16 protein-coding genes are annotated in these 20,783 nt (G+C 37.3%); all 16 read right to left on the minus strand.

All coding sequences use genetic code 11. The annotated features are described in order from the left end of the window. Positions 1–19 precede the first annotated feature (19 nt). The gene (locus V7112_RS00535; RefSeq protein ID WP_335413811.1) at positions 20–2,284 is read right to left on the minus strand and encodes a glycoside hydrolase family 65 protein; all 2,265 of its coding nucleotides are present in this window, start codon (positions 2,282–2,284) and stop codon (positions 20–22) included. A 3-nt stretch (positions 2,285–2,287) separates the two neighbouring features. Further along, positions 2,288–2,977, minus strand: coding sequence for a beta-phosphoglucomutase (gene pgmB, locus V7112_RS00540; protein WP_335413814.1), 690 nt, complete (start codon positions 2,975–2,977; stop codon positions 2,288–2,290). A gap of 71 nt (positions 2,978–3,048) precedes the next feature. Next, positions 3,049–3,774, minus strand: a complete 726-nt coding sequence (locus tag V7112_RS00545; RefSeq protein WP_335413817.1) for a ThuA domain-containing protein — start codon at positions 3,772–3,774, stop codon at positions 3,049–3,051. Between the two features lie 5 nt (positions 3,775–3,779). Next, on the minus strand, positions 3,780–4,886 hold the full coding sequence (locus tag V7112_RS00550) for a Gfo/Idh/MocA family protein (RefSeq protein ID WP_335413820.1): 1,107 nt from the start codon (positions 4,884–4,886) through the stop codon (positions 3,780–3,782). Between the two features lie 13 nt (positions 4,887–4,899). Continuing rightward, positions 4,900–5,961, minus strand: coding sequence for a Gfo/Idh/MocA family protein (locus V7112_RS00555; RefSeq protein ID WP_335413823.1), 1,062 nt, complete (start codon positions 5,959–5,961; stop codon positions 4,900–4,902). Positions 5,962–6,132: 171 nt separating this feature from the next. Then, on the minus strand, positions 6,133–7,779 hold the full coding sequence (locus V7112_RS00560) for a glycoside hydrolase family 13 protein (RefSeq protein ID WP_335413825.1): 1,647 nt from the start codon (positions 7,777–7,779) through the stop codon (positions 6,133–6,135). Beyond that, the gene (locus V7112_RS00565) at positions 7,779–9,056 is read right to left on the minus strand and encodes an extracellular solute-binding protein (RefSeq protein WP_335413829.1); all 1,278 of its coding nucleotides are present in this window, start codon (positions 9,054–9,056) and stop codon (positions 7,779–7,781) included. Before V7112_RS00565 ends, V7112_RS00560 begins: the two co-directional genes overlap by 1 nt. Before the next feature lie 23 nt (positions 9,057–9,079). After that, complete coding sequence (locus V7112_RS00570) at positions 9,080–10,615, minus strand: response regulator transcription factor (RefSeq protein WP_335413831.1); 1,536 nt, start codon at positions 10,613–10,615, stop codon at positions 9,080–9,082. Beyond that, the gene (locus tag V7112_RS00575) at positions 10,608–12,398 is read right to left on the minus strand and encodes a cache domain-containing sensor histidine kinase (protein ID WP_335413834.1); all 1,791 of its coding nucleotides are present in this window, start codon (positions 12,396–12,398) and stop codon (positions 10,608–10,610) included. The genes V7112_RS00570 and V7112_RS00575 overlap by 8 nt, the downstream gene beginning before the upstream one ends. A gap of 24 nt (positions 12,399–12,422) precedes the next feature. Further along, a complete protein-coding gene (locus V7112_RS00580) occupies positions 12,423–14,210 on the minus strand; it encodes a glycoside hydrolase family 66 protein (protein ID WP_335413836.1) in 1,788 nt (595 codons plus the stop codon). 49 nt (positions 14,211–14,259) lie between these two features. After that, positions 14,260–15,093 carry a carbohydrate ABC transporter permease gene (locus V7112_RS00585; protein ID WP_335413840.1) on the minus strand — a complete coding sequence of 278 codons (834 nt, stop codon included), beginning with the start codon at positions 15,091–15,093 and terminating at the stop codon, positions 14,260–14,262. Positions 15,094–15,111: 18 nt separating this feature from the next. Continuing rightward, entirely contained in the window at positions 15,112–16,056 is a 945-nt protein-coding gene (locus V7112_RS00590; protein WP_335413842.1) for a carbohydrate ABC transporter permease, read from the minus strand. Between the two features lie 184 nt (positions 16,057–16,240). Further along, positions 16,241–17,524, minus strand: a complete 1,284-nt coding sequence (locus V7112_RS00595; protein WP_335413845.1) for an extracellular solute-binding protein — start codon at positions 17,522–17,524, stop codon at positions 16,241–16,243. Positions 17,525–17,822: 298 nt separating this feature from the next. Then, positions 17,823–19,478 (minus strand): glycoside hydrolase family 13 protein, encoded by a 1,656-nt coding sequence (locus V7112_RS00600; protein ID WP_335413848.1) that lies wholly within the window; start codon positions 19,476–19,478, stop codon positions 17,823–17,825. A 29-nt stretch (positions 19,479–19,507) separates the two neighbouring features. Continuing rightward, positions 19,508–19,693, minus strand: coding sequence for a hypothetical protein (locus V7112_RS00605; RefSeq protein ID WP_335413851.1), 186 nt, complete (start codon positions 19,691–19,693; stop codon positions 19,508–19,510). Between the two features lie 46 nt (positions 19,694–19,739). After that, positions 19,740–20,759: a LacI family DNA-binding transcriptional regulator gene (locus V7112_RS00610; protein ID WP_335413854.1), complete on the minus strand. Its 1,020-nt coding sequence runs from the start codon at positions 20,757–20,759 to the stop codon at positions 19,740–19,742. Positions 20,760–20,783 lie beyond the last annotated feature (24 nt).

The raw sequence follows: 20,783 nt of genomic DNA on the forward strand, positions 1-20,783 counted from the left end.
ATCACTTGGGGATTCGATCTTATACGGTTATTGACTTTCCTTTTTCTAATGTAAGTTGTTCCTCGTAATGTTTAAAGGTTATACCCGCACCCTCTTCAAGCATGTACGTAACTGATCCGGGCTCCATCATGACATTGATTTGATTTCCTTGATATTGGATCTTAAATTGCAAGGAAGTCCATTGTTCTGGCAATGTTGGCGCGAATGAAATGCCAGATTCTTTTACACGGAGACCAGCAAAGCCGTAAACGATTGATAACCAGGTTCCTCCCATGTTCGCAAAATGGAGGCCATCCTTTGTGTTTCCATGTGTATTGTCAAGGTCCAGGCGAGCTGTTTTGATAAAATAATCATACGCTTTTTCTTTATAGCCCAATTTTGCTGCCATGATACTGAATACACAATAAGATAAAGAGGAATCATGGGTGGTAATCTTTTCATAGTACTCGTATGAATTCTTAATAGTTTCAAGACTCTCATAATCCTCTAATAAAAAGTGAGCCAAGACAGTATCAGCTTGTTTACATACTTGGTAACGATACAGTGTTAACGGGTGATAATGTAATAGTAGTGGGAAGTTTTCCTTCGGCGTATTTTCAAGATCCCATATACCCTTCTTCAAAAACGTATCATCCTGTGCGTTGATTTTCAATATTTCATCATAGGGAAGGTGCATCTTTTTCCCGGCTTCTTCCCATTCTGCTACTTCCTCTTTAGAAAGACTTATTTTTGTGGCCACTTTTTGTAAACTACCGTTTTCTTTTAAAAGCTCGTAAGCTTTCGCAGCCCATAATAGATTGTGCTTTGCCATTGCATTTGTATAGTAATTGTTGTTTACGATACATGTATATTCATCAGGACCTGTTACATCATCAATTCTGAATTCACCGTTAAGCATATGACCTGTATCAATCCATAGGCGTGCTGTCTCAAATAAAACCTCAGCCATATAGTCCTGTAAAAATGCATCATCTCTCGTCACCAAGTAGTATTGAATATAGCTATATGCGATATCTGCACTAATATGATATTGAGCTGTTCCAGCTGGGAAAAAGGCTGAGCTTTCGCCACCAGTGATTGTTCTCCATGGGAACAATGCGCCTTTCTTGTGACCAACCTGCTGTGCTCTTTCTCTCGCGCTATCTAATAGAGAATAACGATGAAGTAATAAACTTTTTGCAATTTTAGGATTCGTCATAATAAAGACAGGCAGCATATAGATTTCCGTGTCCCAAAAATAATGTCCTTCATATCCTTCACCAGACAATCCTTTTGCAGCAATATTACTTACAGAATCTTTCCCTGCTGATTGTAAAAGGTGGTACATATTAAAACGAATTCCTAGTTGGAGGCTGTCATCTCCCATAATGCGAATATCCGAATTGCCCCAATACTTGTCCAAATATTCTTTTTGAGAGGCTAGAAAGTCCTCGTATGTTTGGCCTTTTAGGCTTTCTAGAATGGTAACCCCTTTTCCAATTACATCGTTTCCATGTCTTAATGTGTCAGTATACACGTTTAGTTTTGTAAAACGGATGGGTGCTTGACCTTTATACACATAGTTTTCCTCAATACTTACATCTGTTACATTACACTTATACGCGAAGTCCGATGCATCTAGTAGTGTGGATGTCACACATGCAACCTCAAGCTCTGACTCAGAGGTTTTATTTCTCACGATGCTGTAGTTTCCTATCTTTGAAGCCTTTGTGACTCGTAGAAGCTTTGCATGTCCTGATGCAACACGAGGATCACCTTTGTCCACAAAGTTTGAAACATCTCCATTTACAGTTGACCTAATAATTACACTCTCAATCTGACTAATTGGTTCAACAGTTACTTCTATCGCAAACAACTCTTTTATCACAAAAGAAGTCATTCTCTTAAAATGAAGCTTCACTTCTTTCCCTTTTGGAGATTTCCAATGAATGCTTCGATTTGAATATCCAGCATCCATGTGTAAATGTCTGCTAAATTCAAGGATTTCACCTTCAAATAACGAAAAACGGTCTCCATCAATAAAAATTTGGATTGTTTGGCTATCGATCACATTGACTAGTTTTTGTTGTTTCTCAGGAAAACCGTACAATTTTTCTCCATACTTAATTTCGGTAATATCGTGAAATGCGTTAATATAGGTTCCTCTAATAGATTTGTAATCTTCAGGATATCCTTCTTCAAAATTTCCTCTTACTCCAATATATCCATTACCTAATGAAAGAAGACTTTCATTGATTAATAGATTTGGGTTATCTAGGTCAGCCTTTGAAAGCGTCCAAGTCATTGTCTACACCTCACCATTTTTGTTCCATTCCGCAAAGCGACTAATAATTCCATTAAAGTTTAGTTCTACCGTGTTATCTATTCGCATATTTGCATTTGGAAATTGCTCTTGTGGACCGATTGCCACAGAAAACATACCGGCATCATTGATGGCTTGTACACCTGCAACTGCATCCTCAACACCAATACATTCCTTGGCAGGCACAGTTACACCATCTGCTGCAACTAAAAATGTTTCAGGATTTGGCTTCCCTTTTGATATATTCGCTGCATCTACAATATAATCAAAATAATGAGTAAGTCCTAATTGACCTAATACGGCATGTGCATTTTTACTTGCAGATCCCAGAGCAATCTTGATTCCATTCAGTTTAATTTCCTTTAATAGCGCTTCAATCCCAGGTAAAATATCCTTCGGGCCGATTGATTCTATCAGCTTTTTATAATGTTCATTTTTTTGATTTGCATAATATTCCTTTTTCTCGGTAGACATTGTAACCTTAGATGGGTCCAACGCTAGTATTCTTTCTAAGGACTCTAAACGACTGATGCCCTTTAAGTCCTCATTAAACGCTCGATCTATCGAAATACCAAGTTCTTCAGCTAGTGCCTTCCATGCTAAAAAATGATATTCAGCTGTATCTGTGATGACTCCATCCAAATCGAATATAAATGCCTTTGGTAACTGCGACAATGTATTTTCACCCTTCCACCTTTTTACTCAAATATTAGAGATGATAGATAGGCACAAAAAAGCTGGCCTAACTAAATATTTAGATGTTTCTCTAATGGCCCGACATTTCCCATTACTAATTTTGGGCTTTGATTTAATGGAGCACACCAGTTTACTGCGTTACAAATAACGCGTTGGATTTCCTTATTGTAATAGGTTGGGTATGTTTCATGACCTGGACGGAAATAAAAGATTTTCCCTTTACCACGCTTATACGTACAACCACTACGGAAAACTTCTCCACCTGAGAACCAGCTAACAAAAATTAATTCCTCAGGCTGGGGAATATCAAAGTGTTCCCCGTACATTTCTTCCTCTTCCAATTCAATAAATTCATTAATGCCATCGACAATTGGATGACCCGGATCCATGACCCAGAGTCTTTCTTTATCGTTTGCTTCTCGCCATTTCAACCCACAATCTGTTCCCATTAATTCACGGAAAATCTTTGAATAATGAGCGGAATGCAAAGCAATCAAGCCCATTCCTTCATATACTCTACGCTTTATTTTTTGGACAATCTCATCACTTACCTCATCATGAGCAAGATGTCCCCACCAAATTAACACATCTGTATTCTCTAATACTCCATCTGTTAAGCCATGTAAAGGCTCGTCTAATGTAGCTGTACGAACTGCTTCGAAGCCATGTTCTTGTAAAAATTGTTGAATCGCTCCATGGATTCCATTTGGATAAATCTTCTTTACAGTTTCATTATTTTGTTCATGACGAAATTCATTCCATACTGTTATATTCATTTCAACTACTCCTTTCCAATTGATATCATTGATTGTTTTTTGGCAGAGTCTATGACAGCATCAATCACCTGTTGGACATGGTAGCCATCTTCAAAGGTTGCTAACGCCTCATTTGTTGATCCATTGATATGATCAACCCATTTCCATACCTCGTTTTTATTCGTTAATCGCCATGGCCTGAATTTTTCTTCATTTGGCTCAGACGAATAGTCAAGCCTGAATGCACCTTCAACCTCTACTTCAACCAATTTATTGCTCGTTTTCCCATATGTTAAGGATGTTCCCAACTCACTTGAAAGAAAGTGGATGCTCCCACTGCTTCCGTGTAATCGAATCTCAATCGTTTGGTTTTTATTTCCTTGTGGTGCGACCCAGCTTGAAAAAAACGTTGCTTCGATTCCAGATGAAAACCTCGCAAAAAATGAGGTTGAATCGGCAGCTTGTTCAGTTGTATTCTTTTCGTTCAGGCTATAAAGTTTGCCATTTTCATAAAACTTCAAGGTGCCTGTCACTTCTTTAATTCTTTCATCTAACACTTCTTCAGCTAAATCGATAATATGAGAGCCCAAATCTTGCAAAATTCCACCAATCCCACCTTTTGAAATGGTTCCTCTCCATCCTGGTGGTCCATGTAATCCATAATCGCCTAAATATTCAAAGGATGCTTCGTGGATCGTACCAATTAGACCGTCCTTTACTAGTTTTTTCATCATTTGGATGGCAGGATGCTCGCGATAGGTAAAATTTACTGCATGGATAACCTTATTCTTGCTAGCTTTCTCTAGCATTTCCTTTGCCTCATGAGCATTAAGTGCCATTGGCTTTTCACATATTACATGTACTCCATTTTCAACAGCTGCAAGTGTGATTTCTTTATGGGAATCATTTGGTGTGACAATACAGACACCATCCAGCTTCTCCTTTTCGAGCATCTCTTGATAGTCGGTATATACATGTTTAATTCCATACTTTTCAGCCATTCTCTTGGCGCTTGTTCCTGTTGCGCTGCAAATCGCTTGAATGATAACATTCGGATGTTTCTTGAGAACTGGCAAATACCATAGATCTGCAAACCAACTAGCCCCAATTACAGCTATTTTCACAGTGTTCATTTAAACACTCCCTTCACTGATTGACTTTGACACTTCGGCCTGATTGTGAGGATTGAATAATACAATCGATAATTTTTTGATTTATATATCCATCATGGAAGGTTGGCGTATGGTCCGGATCCTTGTCTTGGATTAAATGAATAAAATCAAGTAATTGATTAACATTATATTCATTAGATACTTGGATTTTCTCAAAGCTGGCATCCTTATTTTCATTTGATTTTAAACAAAGGGTAACCTCGTCTCCTTTTTCACAGCATGCTGAGACAGTTCCGTAATCTCCAAAAATCGTAAATTCTAATCGATTTCCGTAGCCAATCGCATTCCGGGATGTGACAAAGTTTCCAATGACACCGTTTTCAAGCATTGCTTGAAAACTCGTAAAATCATCGACATCAACTGGGTGTATCCCGTTTTCTATATTTCGTTCCTTCACAAATGTCGTCATCATGCTTGAAACCACATTAAACTCTCCGATTAAATAACGAGCTGTATCAATCATATGGGATCCAAGATCACCTAGTGCACCTGAACCTGAGATTTCTTTACTAAAACGCCAATTATAAGGGACATCAAACAATGGTGAACCCCATTCTTGTAGGTATTGTACTGAGATATGTCGTATCGTACCTAATTTATTTCCTACAAGTAGGTTTTTTACATAACGGAAAGCCGGTATATATCGGTATGAGAACCCAACCATACAAGGGATTGGACTTTGATTATATAATTCTTTTATATCATCAGCTTCCTTAAATGTTAATGTAAACGGTTTTTCACTTAATAGAGGTTTTCCATATTGAATACAAAGCCGAATAATTTCTGCATGAAATTTATTTGGTACCATGGAAATGACAGCGTCTACATTTGAGTTTTTGATTACATCCTCATATTCTGTAAAACGCATATTTTTTGGAACATTATATTTCTCTGCTACCTTGTTAACCACTTGCTCATTTACATCACAAATTGCTCCAACTGCTGCGGTATCCAGTCTCTCAATTAACCCTAGATGATGGTTGGACATGCCACCCAAACCAATTAATCCAAATTTTACAGTACCATTACTAGACATAAGAAGCCTCCTTTTGTGTAGCTTACTACTACTGTAATTCGATTATCGATAATTGAATAGACCGCTACGAAAAGTGTGTAATATACGACTCTTAATGATTAATATATGACACTACTTTTTTGGTGCACATCAAAAGAAGCAGCCCGATTGTTGGCTGCTTCTATCATTTTGTTATTTTACTAAATACACTCTAGCTTCATATGGTTTTAATGAAATATTATCAAGCTTCTCTAGCTTCTCTTCATTACTTTCATAATTTCCGATAAGAAGTGTAGCTGAAGATGGAACAATGTCCAATGGTAATGTTAATTCAGTGTTCTCACTAGTGAAATTACACATGACAACTAATTTCTCATCATTTAATGTACGGGTATATGCATAGATTTGATTATGGTCTTCTAAAATTAAATCATATCTCCCGTATACAATAATTTCGTGCTCTTTACGGAGCTTAATTAGTTGTTGGTAGTAATAGAAGATTGAATTTGGATCAGCTAATGCTTGCTTTGCATTGATTTCTGTATAATTTGGGTTTACCTTTAACCACGGTGTTCCAGTTGTGAAGCCTGCATGTTCACTATCATCCCATTGGACAGGTGTTCTTGCATTATCTCTACCCTTAATGTAGATAGACTCCATTACCTTATCATGGTCTGCTCCGCCATCAATAACTGTTTCTTTATACATATTAAGAATTTCGATGTCATTGTATTCTTCGATTGTTTCAAAGCGGACATTTGTCATACCGAATTCTTCACCTTGATACACATATGGAGTTCCTTTCAACATGTGTAAAAAGGTAGCAAGCATTTTTGCAGATTCAACACGATAGTTTTTGTCATCACCAAAACGAGAGACCATTCTTGGTTGGTCATGGTTATTTAAATAAAGACTATTCCAACCCTTACCTTCCAATCCATATTGCCATTTAGAGAAGTTATCTTTAAGGTCTGCTAATGTCCAAGGCTTAACATCCCATTTGCCTCCTGGGCCCGAATCAAGATCCATATGCTCAAATGTAAAAATCATGTTTAGTTCAGAACCATCACTATTTGCATATCCCTTTGCGTCTTCTACACCCCCACCTGGGCATTCACCAACAGTCATAATGTCATACTTTGACAATACCTTTTGGTTCATTTCTTGCAGATATTCATGAACACGAGGTCCATTAATGAAATTTCCACTCTCCCAGTCTTTTGAGATGAAGTTAATGACGTCCATACGGAAGCCGTCGATTCCTTTATCAAGCCACCATGTCATCATTTCATATACTTCCTCGCGAAGCTTTGGATTCTCCCAGTTTAGATCTGGTTGCTTTTTGCTGAACAGGTGTAAATAATATTCATCTGTGTTTTCGTCATACTCCCAGGCTGGGCCACTGAAAACAGAATTCCAGTTATTTGGTTCATGCCCATCTTCCCCTGGACGCCATACATAATAATCACGATATGGGTTGTCCTTTGATTTGCGTGATTCAACAAACCAGTTATGTTCATCAGATGAATGGTTTACAACTAAGTCCATAACAAGCTTCATTCCACGATCGTGCAAGCCAGCTAATAATTCATCCCAGTCTGCCATTGTCCCAAACTCATCCATAATGTCTTGATAGTCACTAATATCATATCCATTATCATCATTTGGCGACTTATACACTGGAGATAGCCATAACACATCAATCCCGAGTGTTTTTAAATAATCTAGTTTGGAAATGATCCCCTTCAGATCACCAATTCCATCTCCATTGCTATCCTTGAAGCTACGTGGATAAATTTGATATACAACACTTTCTTTCCACCACTTTTTCTCTTCCATTACGACCTTCCTCTCTCTTGTTTTAATACATTCTCTATTTCTTCGGCTGCTTCTTTCAATCCATGTTCAGCTGTCATGTTACCAAGAAAGATAGCTGTCAAATAATCCTGAAAAATTTTATCGATTTGGTTCCATTCGGGCACTGGCGGCCGCAAAAATGATTGTTCAATACTTTGTGCATATATTTTATAATATGGATACTGATCAATTAGCTTCGATGATCTAATATTCGTATTAGTGGGTATAAGACCTGTTTGAAGCATCAAGCTTTGTGGCTCCTCTTGAACCATCCATTTTAGAAAAGTCCAAGCCGCCTCGATTTCCTTCGTGCCTTTTGTAATCACTAGGTTTTCTCCACCTAATATCGATCCAACCCCATGTGTGACAGGATACGGAGCAAATACAGTTAGGTCTTTGATTGCTTGGAGCTGTTCTTCAGATTGAACACTATAAAACCAAGGACCTTCATCTATCATAAAATAGGTTTCATCCTGAATACCTTGCCATGCATTCACATCTTTTGTAATCCACCTGTCACTAATTACACCCTTTTGTTGATACGAAAGTAATATTTTAACGGCATCAATACTATCTTGGCTATCCAAAAATCCCTTTGCATGTGTAAAGCCCTCATCCATCAACTTTCCACCAAGGCTGTAAAAGTAGGGGAGGATTTCCCATGATGTAAGTCCAGTTATTCCAATTTGATAGCCATTTTGTTCAGCAATCGAAAGAATTTCCTCCATTGTTTGAGGTGGGTGATTCAAGCCCGCTTTTTTCAATAAACGTTTGTTAAAGATTGATACTTTCGTATTTGTATTTAATGGTAAACCATAATATTTATCTTCATAAAAGTTAGACTGAAGAGGCTCATCATATAAAGTTCTTGATATTTTAGTAAAATCTTCAAAATCACTGACAGGATATAATAGGTTTAGCTCCGCAAATAATGGTAACCATGCGATATCCATTCTTACGATATCAGGTGTTTGGTTAGAGGATGCACGTGAGATAATGGCAGAACGTAATTGTTCACTATGTGCCTGGCGAACAGGGATAACATCAATTTCAGGATGTTCTTCTTCGAACAGTGGAAGAACTTGATTCTCGAATACCTCTGTTTCTTCCTCACTATACGTATGCCATATCGTGATTTTATGTTGACTTCCCTCACCATTATTAATTGTGGTTGGTTTATCAATAATCGATTGGTTTCCACAACCTCCTACTATGAGGATTACTACGCAGAAAATGACAGCAGTCCGTATTAAGACCATTCTACATTTCCCCTTAACATTCACTATTTTTGATGATCGTTACGATAATCGCCCGCAGAATAGCCTGTCATTTTTTTAAAAAGCTTACTAAAATACTTAACATCCTTAAATCCAGACTGTTTTGCTACTTCATATACCTTCATTTTCGTGTGAACCAGTAATTCTTTCGCCTTTTTCACACGAAGTTCAATGACATAATCAATAAAATTTTGATTGGTCTGTTTTTTAAATAATATACTGAAATAGTTTCGGCTAATATGAATATGGTCTGCAACATCTTGTAGTGTAAGCTCTTCTGTGTAGCTCTGGTGTATATATTGAAGGGCTTCCTCAATAAGCTCATTATCTGCTTTTACGATATCCTTTTGTTGAAGATAATGAAGATTGATTTCGTGAATTTGTTCAATCAATACTTCATATAGCTCATCAACGGTTTCACTTGTACTGATAAGTAAGCATTTTTCCATTAGATATGAAATTTCTACTTTTTCATTAAAGAGATTTGTTAAGATCTCACACGCCTCATCTTTTATAGTAGCTGGTTCCACCTCATCCTGTTTCCATACCTGATACCGACTTTGAATAAAATCTGTAACCTTTTGTTCTTCATAAGGGAGAAGAAATTGTTTTATTTCAGAGACCTTCAAAATGCTATTTTTATTAATTTTTAGTGGCTTAAATTGAAATACCTCTTCGTTTGGATGGAAAAATCTCCTTTTCGATGCATTCATACTCCGCTTAAAACCTGTCTCTAATTCGTCAATATGGCGTATTTCTTCATAACCTAGCGCAAAGGAAGTTGCAGTTTCTTGCTTGATAAATTGTTTAACATCCAAGAGGATTTTATCTACATCTTTTGTTTTAGGTAGTAAAAAGATGATTTCTGAATCACTTATTGGAAAGCATATTCCTTCAGAAAAAAAAGTGTAAAACTGCTCATGGATTTCATCAAGAATAAATGATTTGTAGAATACTCCATATTGTTCCTCCACCTTCTTACTATCATTTACTCTTCCATGAATAAGGAGCCATGGATGTAGATGAAAATATGAAAGTAACACTTTGTTGTCCTGCTTAACATCTTGTAAAAGGATTGATTTTACGTGGTATTCAAAGTCCTTTCGTTCCTTACGAGAATAGGTTTCATCTAATAATGTCAGTTTTTCTTCAATATTTTTTTCCTTAACTAGTTTACCAATGCACTTTTTGATTATTTGTAAAAACTCTTCTGGCTCTAATGTCGGTTTTAAGACATAATCAACGGCTCCGTGAGTAAGGCCTTCCCGCACATATTCAAAATCATTATAGCTACTTACAAGAATAACCTTTGCCTTCGGGAAGATTTCTAGCGTCTTTTTCATTAAAGTAAGCCCATCCATAACTGGCATCTTAATATCGGTAACCAGGATGTCTACGTGTTTATCTTTAATTGCTTCATACGCTTCATACCCATTTGGATAATCTCCTAGTAGATGCATGCCTTCTTCTTCCCAGTTCACAGAAGCCTTTAGACCATAACGGATAACAGGTTCATCATCAACTATGACAACATTAAACATGTTTTCCACCTTCATCTTTCGGGATTAAAGTTAGAGTTACTTTTGTTCCATCCTTCATACTAGAAATATCAAATGTTGAATCTTGAGCATAATACAAATGAATGGAATCAATCACATGTGACAAACCAATTCCTACGAATGAATGTTCATTTTCTTTGATTTGTTTGATTTGCTTAATCGTTTCTTCTTGAATTACAATTCCATTGTTGATAATTTCGATGATTACAACATTATGGTTTTTCCAACCGTTAATTTGAATCAAGCCTTCTTTACCTGTTGGAACGATTCCATGAAAGACTGCATTTTCCACGATTGGCTGAATAAGCATTTGAGGAACTAGAAACTCTTCAATCTCTGGATCAATCTTGAGTTGTAGTTCAAAGGCTTGCTCATAGCGAATTTGAAGGATATCCATGAACTTTTTTACAATATCCAATTCATTGTTTATCGTAATAAGCTCGCCACTTTTCCCCATATTGGCTTCTAATAATCGAATTAAAGCAGATAACGCTGTGTTTGCACGTTCAGTTTGGTTAAATTTCACGAGCCAGCGTATTGTACTTAATGTGTTAAATAGAAAATGTGGATTAATTCGATGTTTGATCGCTCGAAGCTCAGCTTCTTTTTTGTGATTTTGCTCTTCTTTTACTTGTTCTAGTAAAATTTCAACCTGGCTAATCATCCGATTAAACTGATTGCTCAACAATCCAATCTCATCAGTCGTGTGTACTTCTGTTCGGGCTTTTAAGTTACCTTCTTCTACAAGCTTCATTTGTTTCGTTAATAGATGAATTGGATTTGTGACACGTCTTGCTGCAATTAAGCCAATCGTTAAAGCAATAATTGTAAAAAGAATCGTAATGAAAATCGTGAGTGTTTGAACATTCACTAATTCCCCCGTAATCTCATCAATTGGAACCATTCCAACTATTGTCCATCCATTACTTAATGGCTGTTTTACCCCATAATAATCAAGGTCGTCATGAAGAAATTCAAATTCGATGATATTTTCATTTTGTATGGACTCATATAATTCTGGATTATCGATATTCTTGTTAATATTATCAAGATTTGAATCAATCATTATCGTACCGTTATCATCTACTACAAAGAAACGGCCTGTTTTCCCAAGCTTGATTTCATTAATTTTCTCTAAGATGGCACGGCCATCTAAAGCAACTTGTAAGTATGCAATATTGTCTAGTGTGTGAAAGTCCTTCATTACTCGGCTGATTGGTAAAATTAATTCGGTATTTTCACCGGCTCCACTAAAACGGTCATATTGCAAGCCTTCCCAGACGGTTACCCCATTCTTATTAAGAGACTCCGCGACCCAATTTGACTGTTCTAATGGGTACTGCGACAATTTATATGGTGAAAAAGTACCACTTCCCCAGCTAGTTCCCTGTTCTTGAATAATGTAGATAATCCGAACAAAAGAGCTATTGTAAATAAATGAATTTAACAGCTGTTTTACATAGTTATTATTTTGATCACGTTGGAAAATCGAAATATCATTTAAATCTGACATAACGATGTTTTGTAATCTCTCATTACTATAAATAAGGTCAGAGGTATCGCTACCCGTTGTAAAAATGAAGGAGAGAGAATCGGCTGCTTGTTTAACAATTTGCAATGACGATTCTCTTACATTTTCCTTAACGACCTTTGATGAAATAATATAGTAAAAAAAACTATTTAAGATGGAAGAGATAAATACGACGATCATGATAGAAATCACAACTTTAGTTGTAAATCTATTTTGGAATTTGATTTTTTTCATCGTTTCATCCCTCATTACGCAACTCTATTCTTTGTATTCAATAACCACCATTTCCCAATATTTTAATGATGGTATTGTTACTGTAGCTTGTCCATCTTTTTGCTTAAAATCAAGCTCCATGGCTGAACCATTGTACACATCTGGGGAAGCTACCCATATTTTTTCAACGTCGCCTCTTGTTTCAATCGTTACCTCAAGGTCTTCTTTTACTTTGGGTTCTACTTGTGTTCCCGCATCATCACGCCATTCCATTGTTGTTGCATCTGAAAAATTAATCAATTGAACGACATCAACATGTTCCTTTTGTTTAGAAAATGCCCAAACTTTTCCTTGCTCAGCACGCTCAGTAACTTCAACATCTTTACTGGTTACTTCCTTACTAGTTGTTTCCAATCCATCACGAAGTAAATTCTGATACGCAACCATGAAATCATAATATCGAATTAATTGTTCATTTAATTCATCTGTAATTTCTAATTTCTTATGTGGGAAATATTCCTTGGAAAGCATATTCTCCCCAAGCTCGATATGAGATCCACCAGAAGCAAATATTACTGCATCCGTTAATAACACAGCTGGTGTATTGAATTCACCCACAGAATCAGAAAGATCATAGTTCATATATGCCGCTAGTACTGTATTATATTTCCCTTGACCAAATGTTGTATTTTGGTCAATCACGTCCTTTAAGCTACTGTACTTATTATGTGCATCCCATAATTCTGCATATAAAAAATTAACAGGTGCTTGTGTTGCAATATTAGCAGCAGCAAATTGGCCAACTGCATTCATGACAAGATCAACACCAAGCTTTTCTTTTGCCTTTTCTAATAATGGAATATAGGCTTGTCCAAGTTCTACTCGGTCTCCTTTTCCATTCCAAAGTGCACCGCGGTCACCAAGCTGGTCGACATGCCAGCCATCAAACTCAAAATGTTCAAATACCTCTTTTTCAGCTTCAATTAAAAAGTCTTGCCATTCTTCATTTGATGGATCCATAAGATATATGTCACTCGCCCATGAATCAGGTAGTGGATGCATATCCTGGTTTTCAAGTAGTGGGTCTTTAAAAAGTCCCCATTCTCTTTTTACCCCTTCTTCTTCATAATTATCATACGCACCGAAAAGCAAGTTATAATTCATAGCCTTCATATTTTTGTCATGTGCAAGCGAGATATACTTTTCAATAGTCTGCTTACTCACTTCACGATTGGCAATATCTGGCCATGTTTCAGCAAGCTTCCCATCCTCTAACTTTACTGGCTGCTCATGCTTATATTGCCAATCATAAAATTGTAATCCATTCACATGGAAACGATTTAATTTATCAATAATTTTTTCCTGTTCAGCATCTTCGATTTCATAAAAATCTGCTAAATATCCGTATCTCGGAAACTTGCTCCAATCTGATGAAACATCAACAGCTATATTTAGATGATCCACTACTTCTTTTCCGTTCTTTACATATACTTCGACCATATAGCCTTTGAAGTCATCCTCTTCAGGCGTCCATTCCCAAGAGATTTTATTCGTGTTCTTAATTTCGAGTTCTTCTTCGCTTACAAGCTCATGTAAATGCTTATATTGAACGATTAGAGTACCATCTTCCATTTCTTTATCTAACGAGACATTTAATGTTACTTTATCGCCTGGTTTGTATGCAGCTTTGTCTGTTGTAAGGTGAGTTAGCCATTTCCCCTGCTCAATAGTATCTGATGCATAGAGATTTTCTGATGAGATTGAGCAACCAGTTAGGAGGGAAAATCCTAATGAAGCTGCTACAACCATTGAAATAACTCTCTTCTTTTTCATCCATTTCACCAAATTTCAATTATAATTAATAGTAGCAAATCTAGTATATTTATCCTTTAATACCGCCTTCTGCTTGTCCACCTTGGACGAATCTCTTTTGGAATACGATATAGATGATAATGACTGGTAAGATTGCAATAATGGATGCGGCGAAGATCCATGCCCAGTTAGTTGCATACTTACCTTGGAACATCATTAAGGCGATTGGTAATGTCCTCATTGCTTCATCTTTAATAATGGTTAACGCAACAAAGTATTCATCCCATGTTCCTGAGAATGCAAAGATGGCTTGTGTTGCAAGTGCAGGTTTCGCAAGCGGCAAGTAAATATGTCTGAAAATCGTCCAGTTACCACCGCCATCCATTACGATCGACTCTTGATATTCTTTTGGTACCGACTCAAAGAATCCACGTAGGAAGAAGGTAGAACCAACAACCCCTCCACCAATATAAATCAGCCATAGCCCCCAATATGTGTTAACAAGTCCTAAAGAATTAATAATTGTAAATTGAGGTACAATCGCAAGTACTAATGGGATCATCATCGTAAAGATAAATACTCGGAATAAAAATTCTTTGCCCGGAAAGGTAAATCGAGTAAAGGAATACGCTGTTAACGCACCAAGAAATACACTTCCGAACGTTGCAACTCCTGCGACAAGTAAGCTGTTCATGAAATAACGGAAAAAGTTATTTTTTGTCCATACAATTTCGTAATTTTCAAGACTAGGCTTTGCCATAAAAACTTCTTCTGGTCTCGGTAATGAAAATGCACCTTGAATAAACGTTGTCATAATCATATAGATGAAAGGTGTAACAAAGATAAGAAGACCAAAAATCAAAATGGAATATACGATCAGCTTTCCGAAAAAATTCGTTTTCAATTGGTTTCCCTCCTTTAACTACATGAATTTTTGGCTACCAATCTTTTTCTGTTGGGCAAATGTAATGAGGAAGATTGTAACACCCATCATTACTCCTAGTGCAGACGAATACCCAAAGTTGAAGTTATTAAATGCTTCTTTATAAATCATACTTTGCAATACTTCGGTTTGACCCATCGGTCCACCGTTCGTAATGAAGTAAACTTGAGGAAAAATATTAAATGCACCCATGACTAAGTTAATAATGACAAAAGCAGTAATCGGTCCTAGCATTGGGATGGTAATATAGATAAACGATTTAATACCAGTTGCACCATCAACTGCTGCTGCTTCATATAATTCTTTCGAAATCCCTTGTAACGCGGCTAAATAAATGACGATTGCCCAGCCGACTGTTTTCCAAATATGGAACAGCCAAATAACGATCATTGCTGTCCATTGATTTTGGAGCCAGCTAATTGGTTCATCAATAAAACCGGCACTCACAAGTAGATAGTTAATTAATCCATAATCACCATCAGCGAAAAGATAACGGAATAAGAATGCAACAACAATCCATGACGTAATAATCGGTAGATAATACAAAGTGCGGAAGGTAATTTTGTATTTAATAAATTGAAGATTAATTAACACAGCAAAAAAGAGACCTAAAAACCAGTTAATTGGAACGGTCACGATAGTATTAAGAATCGTATTTCGAACGGCATAGCGAAATGCCGGATCTGAAAAAGCCTTTGCATAATTTTCGAATCCAACAAATGGACTTTCTCCTCCAGGCATGATGTTATAATCTTGGAAACTCATGATGATTCCCTTAATAAGTGGATATACAACAAAGAAACCTGCCCCAACTAAACCTATAAAGATGAAAGGGAAAACTTCGCTCCATTGCTTCAACCCAATCTTAATCCGTTTTGATAACGGTGGTTTTGGAATGATGATGTTACCGGAATCTGGTTTCAAATGGTATCCCTCCTTTAATAATGAATAAAAAGAGTCTGCGCCAAAGCAATAGGTCAGACTCTCCATAACACTACGAATATATACTTGTCCTACATTCCCTAGTGTTTTTCGGAGAAGTCAGACCTAGTTTGACAGTCTCTATGATTGAATTGGGTACTCCCCATTCATTACACGTATCTATGAATTAGTCAGCTAAAATGGCTTCTGCTTGTTTTGCTGCATCGTTCATTGCGTCTTCAGCAGTCATTTCTCCGCGCATAACTTTTTCAAAGTTTAAGTTAATAACGGTTTCAATTTCAGACCATGTAGGAATTGGTGTACGTGGTAAAGCAGTTTCTAATTGTTCAACAAACTCTTTCACATATGGCGTTTCTAAGAATGTTGGGTCGTTAGCTGCCGTCTGGTTAGTAGGAATCATACCAACTTTACCCATAATTTTTTGTGGTTCTTCCGTTAACATCCATTTTGCAAATGTCCAAGCTTCTTCAGGATGCTTAGAGTTTGCAAATACTACTAAGTTTTCTCCACCAATAACAGATCTGCTTCCTGCTTCACCTGCTGGGATTAAACCACGGACTGTATCATTTAAAGCATCAAATTTCAGCCCTTCTTCTGCCATTAAAATACTGTAGAACCAAGGACCATCATCGATCATAAGGTATTCACTATTTTGCATACCATCCCAAGTACCTGGTTCACCACCAAGAATTGTTGGAGCAACTAAACCTTCTTCATTCCATCTTTTTAATTCTTCAACTGCCGCTATACTTTCTGGGCTATTAATATAACCGTCAAACTTAGTGAAATCGTCATTTGTTAATGTTCCGCCTAAGCTCCAGAAGTATGGTAAGAATGCCCAAGCAAAGGAACCACCTATTGCGATACTTCCTTTTGCACCATTCTCTTTAGCTTTTTCAGCAGCATCTAACATTTCTTCGATAGTCTTAGGAGCTTCCGTATAACCAGCTGCTTCTAAGAGTGATTTATTGTAAATCGCAATTTTTGTGTTTGTGTTAACAGGAACACCATAGTATTTGCCTTCAAATACGTTCGTTTCCATTGGAGCTTCGAATACACTGTTTTTCACTTCATCGAAGCCTTCCATAGCACTTACCTCTTGTAATGCACCCATTTCTGCAAATTCTGAAGTCCAGATAATATCCATACGCATTAAATCAGGTGCTGCATTACCCGATACACCAGCAATAACTTGTTGTTTTAAGCCTTCATAAGGCATACGAGTTAATTTTAATTCAATTTCAGGATGCTCTTTTTCGAATAATGGTTTAATCTCGTCATTTAATACCTTTTCTTCTTGGTCACTGTAAGTGTGCCAATATTCGATAGTGACTTTATCTCCCTTGCTACTACCTTCATTCGCTTTGTCTCCGCCACCACTACAAGCAGTTGCAAACAATAACGTAGAAATCGAAAGGCCAGCCACTAATGTTTTTAGGAACTTGTTCATCTCTTTAACCCCCTATTAATTAGTTACATATGTATTATCTTCAAATTTCGATGTAATTGAAATCGTTTACATTAGCAAAATGGTGTTCTATATTTTGTTTTGACTCATATAGAGTTTACTCAGTGTGTATTTTGTTGAGTAAAACAGGAATATAAGACACCTTTTTAACAGATACAGGATATTTGGCCACAACTAAGATTTACAAATTAAAAGGAGTGTAGACCAAGTCATACATGACTCAGTCTACACTCTGGGTCCTCTCCACATTTATGCAGAGAGGTTTTCTATCAATTCACACCTAACGATATACTCTCGCCTCGTAAGGTCTTAATTCAATTTCATCAGTAGATTCGTGTGCTTCAACATGATAGTTTGCTAACATCAGTCCAGCATGCCTAAACTCACCCTCAACCACACGACAAACTGCATTCGTTGCAGACAAGTTCGCTACAACAATTACTTTCATGTCACCAAGTGTTCGTGTGTATACATACAATTGTGGATCTTCCTCTAACAGTAATTCATACACACCATATGTGAACACCTTGTTACTCTTTTTGAGGGCAATCATTTTTTTATAAAAATGCAGCACAGAATCCTTATCAGTCATCTGCTTTTTAACATTTATTTCAACAAAATTTGGATTTACTCCCATCCACGGCATCCCTTTTGTAAAACCAGCGTTTTCTTCATCAGACCATTGCATCGGCGTACGAGAGTTATCACGACTTGTCGCCCAAATTCCCTCCATGATTTCTTCGTGTGTAACGCCTTCACTGCACTTTTCTCTATAGAGGTTTTTCGTCGCAACATCGTTATATTCGTCAATCGTCTGAAATTGAACATTTGTCATCCCAATTTCTTGCCCTTGATAAATAAACGGGGTTCCTTGCATAAAGAAGTACATTGCACCAAGAGCCGTTGCGCTTTCCTTCCAAAATTCTTGGTCATTTCCCCATGTTGAGACGACACGGGGCTGATCGTGGTTCTCGATAAACAACGCATTCCAGCCCTTGTTTTCAAGTCCTTTTTGCCATCTCGTTAGAACTTTCTTAAGACTAACCACATCCAGTTCTCTTTTTGCCACATCCCATAAGCCGAGATGCTCAAACTGGAATACCATATTGAACTTTCCTTGCTCCTCACTGACCCATTCATCCGCATCATTCGCACTTACACCATTTGCTTCACCAACGGTCATAATGTCGTATTTCGCAAACGTTTCTTCTTTTAATTCCTGTAAAAATGCTTGGATTCCGGGGCGATTCATATGACCATCATATGATGGAACGTATTTTAAGTCGTTTGGATTTGGCATATCTGGAAAGCCCGGTACCTTTTTAATATGGCTGATTGCATCAACGCGGAATCCGTCAATTCCTTTATCTAGCCACCAGTTGATCATGCTGTATAACTCATCCCGAACCTCTTTATTTTCCCAATTTAAATCAGGCTGCTTTGTAGAGAAAATATGCATGTAATATTGGCCTGTTTGCTCATCAAATTCCCAAGCCGGACCACTGAATATGCTTTCCCAGTTATTTGGTTCCTTCCCATCTTTTCCATCACACCAAATATACCAATCGCGCTTTGGATTATCCTTTGAAGAACGAGATTCGACAAACCAAGGGTGCTCGTCACTTGTATGGTTGATAACCAAGTCAATAATCAACTTCATTCCACGCTTATGGGTTTCCTCTAAAAGCGCATCAAAATCGGCCATCGTCCCAAAGTCAGCCATAATATCCTGATAGTCACTGATGTCATATCCATTATCATCATTCGGAGATTTGTAAACAGGACAAATCCAAATCACGTCAATGCCAAGATCCTTTACATAATCCAATTTTGAAATGATCCCCTGTAAATCACCAATGCCATCACCATTTGAATCCATAAAGCTTCTTGGATAGATCTGATAGGCAACAGCTTCCTTCCACCATACCTGCTTCATTTTTTATCCTCTCTTCTATACAGTTCTACTTAGATTGATAACCGATACACTCTTGCCTCATATGGCTCTAACTCTATTTTTTCAATTGACTTATTATGGTCTACCTCATAATTGCTACTTAATAATTCCTGCATTTTATAACTGAAACCATCCAGAAGCTCAAACAATGACATTTGTATCCTTAAAGCTTCTTGGGTAAATTTGATACACAACACTTTCTTTCCACCATACTTTGCTTTGCATGTCCCATTACCCCACTTTCTACTCAATCCTTGTACACGACTTTCGTTCAATTAACTTAGCTGGTATTGTAATCCGTTTCGGAAGGACATTCGGATTTTTTATTTTTTCGAGTAAACAGCTTGCACCTTCCAATCCAAGCTGAAAAATATCAATATCCACTGACGTGAGGGGAGGCTTTGAATATTGTGCAAGTAACACATTATTGAAGCTTACGATTGAAACATCCTCTGGCACTCGGATATTCACTTCCTCAAAATGACTCATTAGTTCAATTGCGATAAAATCATCTGTACAGACTAATGCAGTTGGTGGTTCAACGGATCTGATAAAGGATTTGATTGCTTCTTTTCCTTCGGTTAGCGCGCTCTTTTGAACGATATAGTCCTTCACAAAAGGAATTCCAGCCTCACTTAAAGCTTGCTTGTAACCCTCAAGTCGATCGAGCATAAACACGAAGTCACCATCAAAACCAATAAACGCAATTTTCGTATGACCTAATCCAATTAAATAGTCTGTTACAACCCTTGTAATGTATATATTGTCATTGTCTACATGGATTACGCGTTCTGCGCCATTAATAGGACGACCAATGACTGTAAAAGGAAAATCGATTTTCTGTAAATATTGAATCAACCGATCATCCGTACGAGAATAAAGTAGAATCAAGCCATCGACACGGCGCCCTTGCACCATCCCTACAACTTCCTCAAAGATTTCATCCTCGGTTCCACCCGCTGAAAGATACATTCCGTACTTATGTTCACGAGCCTGTACGCTAATCCCTCTTATGACTTCCGGGAAAAAGGGGTCTTGAAGCACATGAGACGCCGAGAATGGCATTACAACCCCAATAGTTGCCGTGCTATTCACAGCTAAGCTTCTCGCTGTAAAATTAGGATGATACCCAAGCCTTTCCATCGCTTCACGTACGCGTTGTTTCGTTTCTTCACTAATTCGAGGGTTGTCAGCAATGACCCTTGAGACAGTGGAAGGCGACACATTTGCCTCTTTAGCAACATCTTTAATCGTAATAGCCATACATACCCTCCAAAAAATATATTC

Origin of the sequence: Bacillus sp. JJ1566 (assembly GCF_036962685.1) — a bacterium.
In the GTDB taxonomy this organism is placed as follows: domain Bacteria; phylum Bacillota; class Bacilli; order Bacillales; family Bacillaceae_L; genus Ferdinandcohnia.

Coding starts and splice junctions, on each gene's coding strand:
- V7112_RS00570 (WP_335413831.1), bottom strand. CDS start 10,615: ATGTTTAATGTTGTCATAGTTGATGATGAACCTGTTATCCGTTATGGT.
- V7112_RS00610 (WP_335413854.1), bottom strand. CDS start 20,759: ATGGCTATTACGATTAAAGATGTTGCTAAAGAGGCAAATGTGTCGCCT.
- V7112_RS00575 (WP_335413834.1), bottom strand. CDS start 12,398: ATGAAAAAAATCAAATTCCAAAATAGATTTACAACTAAAGTTGTGATT.
- V7112_RS00535 (WP_335413811.1), bottom strand. CDS start 2,284: ATGACTTGGACGCTTTCAAAGGCTGACCTAGATAACCCAAATCTATTA.
- V7112_RS00600 (WP_335413848.1), bottom strand. CDS start 19,478: ATGAAGCAGGTATGGTGGAAGGAAGCTGTTGCCTATCAGATCTATCCA.
- V7112_RS00595 (WP_335413845.1), bottom strand. CDS start 17,524: ATGAACAAGTTCCTAAAAACATTAGTGGCTGGCCTTTCGATTTCTACG.
- V7112_RS00565 (WP_335413829.1), bottom strand. CDS start 9,056: ATGGTCTTAATACGGACTGCTGTCATTTTCTGCGTAGTAATCCTCATA.
- V7112_RS00560 (WP_335413825.1), bottom strand. CDS start 7,779: ATGGAAGAGAAAAAGTGGTGGAAAGAAAGTGTTGTATATCAAATTTAT.
- V7112_RS00545 (WP_335413817.1), bottom strand. CDS start 3,774: ATGAATATAACAGTATGGAATGAATTTCGTCATGAACAAAATAATGAA.
- V7112_RS00550 (WP_335413820.1), bottom strand. CDS start 4,886: ATGAACACTGTGAAAATAGCTGTAATTGGGGCTAGTTGGTTTGCAGAT.
- V7112_RS00580 (WP_335413836.1), bottom strand. CDS start 14,210: ATGAAAAAGAAGAGAGTTATTTCAATGGTTGTAGCAGCTTCATTAGGA.
- V7112_RS00555 (WP_335413823.1), bottom strand. CDS start 5,961: ATGTCTAGTAATGGTACTGTAAAATTTGGATTAATTGGTTTGGGTGGC.